Source organism: Pseudomonas folii, from assembly GCF_014357575.1.
Classification (GTDB): Bacteria; Pseudomonadota; Gammaproteobacteria; order Pseudomonadales; family Pseudomonadaceae; genus Aquipseudomonas; species Aquipseudomonas folii.
Genome location: NZ_JACONW010000221.1, coordinates 1 through 6194, shown reverse-complemented (window position 1 = coordinate 6194; position 6194 = coordinate 1). Strand labels below are relative to the sequence as shown.

Sequence of the window (6194 nt, the reverse complement as noted above, 5' to 3'; positions counted from 1 at the left end):
AACCGCAATCTTCTGTGGGACCACGGCTTGCCCGCGATAAGAGCGCCAAGGTCTAACTTGGCATTACATCTTAACCACTCAACCACGCACGGGCGTCAACACCGGTTTACCCGCAAAAAACGCCTGCAGGTTATCCGCCACCCTCTGCACTGTCGCTTCGGATGCCTCCGGCGACAAGCCGCCTACATGCGGCGTCAGTACCACGTTGTCGAGCGCCTTCAGGGCCTCGGGAACCCGCGGTTCATCGTCAAACACATCCAGCGCCGCACCGGCAATTCGCCGCTGCTGCAGGGCATCAACCAATGCAGCAGTATCAATCACACTGGCTCGGGCGATGTTGACCACGAAGCCCTGCGGACCCAGAGCATCAAGGGCCTGACTGTCGATCAGGTGCTGAGTGCCGCCGCCACCCGGCGTGGCGATAATCAGAAAGTCCGAGACACGGGCCAGTTCGAGCGGCGTTGCGCAATAGTCGAAATCCACATCGGTGCGCTGCCTGCGATTGTGATAATTCACGAGCATGCCAAAACCCGCTGCACGTCGGGCGATGGCCAGGCCGACCGCGCCAAGCCCGAGAATGCCGAGGCGCTTGCCCTCGAACGAAGGGCGCGTGACCTTGCGCCACTCGCCGCGACGCACCGACGCGTCCGCCTGAGGGATATCCCGCACGATGGACAACAACAGCGACATCGCATGATCGGCCACCGTCGGTGCATTGACCCCCGCGCCGTTAGTGACCGTGATACCCCGTGCTTCAGCTGCAGCCAGGTCAACGTGCTCATAGCCTGCGCCCAGTACGCAGATGATTTGCAAATGCGGCAGCGCGGCAATTTCATCTGCGTAAAGCCCCAGCGGTCCTCGGGTCAGCACTACAGTGATTTCCTCACTGCGTGTGGCAATGGCTTCAGCTCGCGTTGCGGGGGTCGGCGCCAGAATCAGTCGATAACCGTTGTTTTCGAGGATGGGTAGGTACTCGTTGACGCTCTCGACCAGCACCAGAACTGTGGTTGTCATGCAGGGCTCCGGAAACGATGGAAAAAACGGACAGTAACCTGAGTCAGGATCTCACTCCAGCACTGTCAACGGCATGCCGACTTCGATGATGCCCGGTCCGTCATTGACCATGTTCTGCCCGAACCAGACATCCCCTTCCCGCTCTCGATAGGTCTTCAGGGTGGTCAATGGTTCGCGATCCCCGTTGCGCTCGCCGGTGGCGGGATCGATGGTGGTGAGGATGCAACGCGTGCATCCCTTGAGCAGGCGAAACTCGATGTCGCCAATCCGAATACGCTTCCAGCCATCTTCAGCAAACGCCTCAGCCCCCTCCACCACCAGGTTTGGCCGGAAGCGCAACATTTCCTGCGGACGGCCGATCTTCGCCGAAAGATCGTCGAGAGATGCCTGACCGATCAGCAACAGCGGGAAGCCGTCGGCGAACCCGACCCGCTTTTCGTCCACACCAAGACCGCCGGGCAACATGCGCGCGCGGTCAGCCGGGACATGCACCATGCGGGTCGGTTTGCCAATGAAATCGCTGACCCAGCGAGCGGCCTCGTCACCGGCATCCGGGACGCGCAACGTATCGCGCCACACCGTAACGCCGCGCAAAGACTGTTCGATATTTTGCGGGACAGGAATATCCAGTGCCGCAAAGCCTAGTGCCTGGAGGGTCACGCCACCGTCGGCGCTCAACAGCGCTGACAGTTGCGACATGTGAGGCAAGGCGCGCTGGGTCAGAAAACGCCCGCTGGCTTCGTCCACCAGCATCCAGCGTCGATCCCCGGTCATTCCCAACTCGTCAAAGGACGCCTGCTGAAGGACTTCAGCCTTGCAGGATTTAAGGGGGAAACGGTAGAGCGCGCTGAGATGCAACATGGCCTGTTCCTTGTACGGCTGAAATCGCCGGAATCATGAAGGCCACAAGCTTATACGAACTTGTCCGTTGCGAGACATGGCAATGCAAGCCAGTGCGCAGATCAATGCTGCGCCTGGCTCGCTCGTCGGGTTGGGTCGTCGTTGAACTGCGATCAGGCCTGAGCCTCGTTCAGCCCTGAGCCTTGTTCAACCCTGAACCATGATCAAACGTTCACGAACCACGTCGACCAGTTTGTCGGGCTGGAACTTGGAGAGGAAGTTGTCGCAGCCAACTTTCTTCACCATGGATTCGTTGAAGCTGCCGGAAAGAGAGGTATGCAACACCACATACAATTCGCGCAAACGTGGATCGTTACGGATTTCAGTGGTCAGGCGGTAACCATCCATTTCCGGCATTTCCGCGTCGGTAAACACCATCAACAGTTTCTCGGTCATGACTTCACCGCTGTCGGCCCAGGCTTTGAGCATATTCAATGCTTTGAGACCGTCGCTGGCCACGTGCAGCTTCAGGCCCAACTGAGACAGGGTGTCACGCAATTGGCTGAGTGCGACCTTGGAGTCATCCACCAACAGGATTTCACGGCCTACCGCAGCGGCAAGCACAGGGTCCTCAAGTTTTTCGCTGGATACCTTGGCGTTGTACGGCACGATTTCGGCGAGAACTTTTTCCACGTCGATGACTTCAACCAGTTGATCGTCGACTTTACTGATTGCTGTCAGGTAATGCTGACGGCCAGCGCTGGCAGGCGGTGGCATGATTGCATCCCAGTTCATGTTGACGATGCGATCAACACCTCCCACCAGGAAGGCCTGAACCGAGCGATTGTATTCGGTCACGATAATGGTGCTGTTCGGCCCCGGTACCAGCGGCTTCATCCCGATGGCCTGGGACAGGTCGATCACCGGCAGAGTCTGGCCGCGCAGGTTGACCACACCGCACACAAACGAGTGACGTTGTGGCATCAACGTCAGTTTAGGCAGTTGCAGAACTTCCTGAACCTTGAAAACGTTGATCGCAAACAGCTGCCGACCCGCCAGGCGAAACATGAGGATTTCAAGGCGGTTCTCGCCCACCAGTTGTGTGCGTTGATCTACTGAGTCGAGAATGCCAGCCATTTCTTGCTCCTGAAGCGTGGGTCACAGTGAGTCTGCGAAGTTGTTATCGGCTGAAAACAGCGGGACTTAAAGGCGATGAAAGGTTAAATACACATTTGATATCACTTTAACATCATGATTTACTGATCTGCGAATGACAGACGTTTATTCCGACCAGTAACAGCCCTTTATCGCTTCTTCCGCAGGCGACGGGCCTTCCGCACCCTAGGGGTAACCCCTAGACCCCCTCGGGGCGGACCTGATTTGCGCGTCTCGACTTAGCCATTAATGTGACACCATTCTCATATTTTGAATGGAGTTGAGTTCTTGGTTGCGTCGCGGCCCACCTCAAAAAGCCTTCCGTCTCTATTCGCCGCAGGCGGCGAATGCATTGCCGCGCCCGCTCAAACCGCCTCTCTCGCCAGCGTGACCCATTCAATCGAAACATTCGCCACACCCCTTTCCATTTCGAAACAATCAGAAGCGGCCTACAGACCTTCACTTCACATCCACATTAACGTTCCGCAGTGCGCGCCGGGTACTACACTGGAGCGATCCATGATCTATGGAGATACCCATGCTGAACGCTAAAGAGTGGCAACAGACCCACCCCGACTTCTTTGATGAATCCCAATTGCTGCTTGGCACCTGCCAGGAATGCCTCGCGCACCTGGAAATGATCAGCAATGATCAGGATGCCGTCGAGTGCCTGCTCCGCACTCTGTTCAAACTCTCCGAAACCGCTGATAACGCGCTGATCCCGAGCACTGCCGATTTCGCTCGTCAGTTACGCGGCATGCTGAGTGTCGCCTACCCGACTATCCGCCTGACCGACGATGCCCTTCAGACGCTTGAAAACTGCCTGACTCTTCTGGCCTGGCAACTCGAGTTGATCGATCCTCATACCGGGCAATTGCTGCTGGATGACACCGAGCAAAAAGAACTGCTGGGGCAGCTTGCCTATACCTGCGGCCTGGAAGCCTGCGAACCGGTTCAGGAACAACTCCGGTCATGACCTGAGACGCGGGCCTGTGACTGGCCCCGACGCGCCGATGGATAACGAGTAACAGCACGCCTATCCCATAAAAAGCCTCGTCGCTGCACTGTAAAAACACAGCATGCCTGGACTGTTCGTGGCCATTCCGCGCGCGTCAGTGCAATAAGGCCTGCCAGCCTTGTCAACTACCCGGTGTAAAGTCAGGCAGCTCGTTCAAAGTTTGAACATTGAGGTAAGATCACGACCCGAAGCATTATTGACGCAATCGTGGCGGCACAGGATGTGCGATAAGACCTGCAAGACGAGACAAAAATAATGAATCAAGGCAGTCAACATTCAGTGACGTGCCCAACATTGACCTGGCATCCTCAATGGCAGGTTGTTCCGCAGTGACCACCCGATGGCTCCATCGCTATGCACGCCCGTACCAGTATTTCCAGATATCGGTTGCCGAATAACAGAAACATTCTCTGGCTGAATGCCATTCTGTGCATCGGTGCAGCAATCGGTAATTGCGCGCTGTATCTGACGTCCGACGATTTCCCTGTCGCCCTGCTGCTGCTTAATCTCGTGACCTTCGCCAGCGTCTGGCAGGCCCGGTTGCGCTATGGCCGTTCGATTCGTTTCCAGCCGCAGGAACTGGCCGATCACATGTTGCAGGTTCAGGAGAACGAACGGCATCGCCTGAGCCGCGAACTGCATGACGACATTGGCCAGATGCTCACTGCTGCAAAGCTGCAATCGGAATGGCTGCGCCGCCGTCTGCCTGCCGAACTACTCGAACACAGCGCGCAACTCAACAACACCCTTGACGAAACCCTGGCCAAGGTCCGCGATGTATCGGCGATCCTGCACCCTCGCCAGCTCACCAGCCTGGGCCTGGAAGCCAGTATTCGCGGGCATCTGCTGCGCACGCTGGCGGACAGTCAGGTGCGCTGGAGCCTGGAGTGCAAGCAGCAACTGTCCGGCATTCCGGAAGAGATGACGGTTGCTGCGTTTCGCATAACCCAGGAAGCGGTGACCAATATGTTGCGCCACGCCCAGGCGAACAATCTGCTGGTTCGCCTGCGACGCCTGCCGCAAGGTCTGGAACTGCATATCAGCGACGACGGCGTCGGTTTTTCACCCGCAGCGGACCCGGCCCGTGAGGGGCAGCGAGGCATGGCCGGCATGGCTGAGCGGGTGGCTCTTCTCAACGGTACATGGACGATACGCAGCGAACCCGGCGACGGCACGCGTATCGATGTGCTGTTGCCCTGGATACCGCGCGCTCATGAACGAGCAAACATAGACAAGAAGGCTAGATGACCTGCACATTGCTGTTGATTGACGATCACTCATTGATCAGAGCTGGCGTTCGCGCGCTGGTAGCCGACATTCCGGGCTATTCGGTGATTGGCGAGGCTTGCGACGGCGCGCAACTGAGCGCACTGGCTACCGAGTTGAACCCCGACATCATCCTGCTGGATATCTCCATGAAGGATGTCGACGGCCTCGACGCCCTGAAAGAATTGCGGAGTACCTTGCCGGACAGCAAGGTGCTGATCCTGTCCATGCACAGCGACCCGACGCGGATCATGCGCGCGCTGGAAGCGGGTGCCCACGGATACTTGCTCAAGGACGCCGCAGCGACTGAACTGGAGCAGGCGTTACTGGCGTTGAGCAGTGGTGAACGTTACCTGAGCCCGGCGATTGCCCACACGGTGATCAATCAGGCGTTGATCAGTGTTCAGGCGCGCAAGTACGAAACGCCGCAAAACCATAATCTGACGGCTCGGCAGCTGGAGATTCTGCGCTTGATCGTGCGTGGCAAGTCGACTCGGGAAATTGCCGGTGGGCTGGGGCTGAGTATCAAGACCGTGGAAACCCACCGGGCTCAGGTCATGAAGCGTCTGCAGATTCATGACGTGGCCGGGCTGGTTCTGTTTTGTGTGCGGGAAGGGATTATCAGTCTGGATGATTGATGGTTGCTTACAGTTTTTTCGTGTAGTGAGTTTTGTGTACATATCCGTTACCGCGTTCATGGCTTCTATTGGTTGCGCTTTTACAGCGCCTCACTTTTGAAAAACGCAAAAGTAAGCAAAACGTACATGCCCCACCACTCGGCACCTCGCTGTCGCTCGGTGTACCCGCCCGCAGACCCTGAACCGTGGGCCGCCGCAACGGGCAATCCATGGCCCAATGCGGCTAACCCGGCATCCTGCCACTCTTCAACTCAAGAGCGCCC

6 protein-coding genes are annotated in these 6194 nt (G+C 57.5%); 3 read left to right on the top strand and 3 right to left on the bottom strand.

What is annotated here, in order from left to right; translation table 11 throughout:
• Nucleotides 1-78: 78 nt before the first annotated feature.
• From H8S59_RS25430 to H8S59_RS25420, 3 genes are all read right to left on the bottom strand, one after another.
• Complete coding sequence (locus H8S59_RS25430; RefSeq protein WP_187523219.1) at nt 79-1014, bottom strand: 2-hydroxyacid dehydrogenase; 936 nt, start codon at nt 1012-1014, stop codon at nt 79-81.
• A 51-nt stretch (nt 1015-1065) separates the two neighbouring features.
• Complete coding sequence (locus H8S59_RS25425; protein WP_187523218.1) at nt 1066-1875, bottom strand: MOSC domain-containing protein; 810 nt, start codon at nt 1873-1875, stop codon at nt 1066-1068.
• Between the two features lie 186 nt (nt 1876-2061).
• The gene (locus H8S59_RS25420) at nt 2062-2991 is read right to left on the bottom strand and encodes a chemotaxis protein CheV (protein WP_027898954.1); all 930 of its coding nucleotides are present in this window, start codon (nt 2989-2991) and stop codon (nt 2062-2064) included.
• A gap of 556 nt (nt 2992-3547) precedes the next feature.
• On the opposite strand from H8S59_RS25420, the gene H8S59_RS25415 reads away from it, so the two are divergent.
• The 3 genes from H8S59_RS25415 to H8S59_RS25405 all read left to right on the top strand — a co-directional run bounded on the left by H8S59_RS25415 (nt 3548) and on the right by H8S59_RS25405 (nt 5931).
• Entirely contained in the window at nt 3548-3985 is a 438-nt protein-coding gene (locus tag H8S59_RS25415) for a hypothetical protein (protein WP_187523217.1), read from the top strand.
• A gap of 396 nt (nt 3986-4381) precedes the next feature.
• On the top strand, nt 4382-5275 hold the full coding sequence (locus H8S59_RS25410; RefSeq protein ID WP_187523216.1) for a sensor histidine kinase: 894 nt from the start codon (nt 4382-4384) through the stop codon (nt 5273-5275).
• Nucleotides 5272-5931: a response regulator gene (locus tag H8S59_RS25405; RefSeq protein ID WP_187523215.1), complete on the top strand. Its 660-nt coding sequence runs from the start codon at nt 5272-5274 to the stop codon at nt 5929-5931. The genes H8S59_RS25410 and H8S59_RS25405 overlap by 4 nt, the downstream gene beginning before the upstream one ends.
• The last annotated feature ends 263 nt before the right edge of the window (nt 5932-6194 follow it).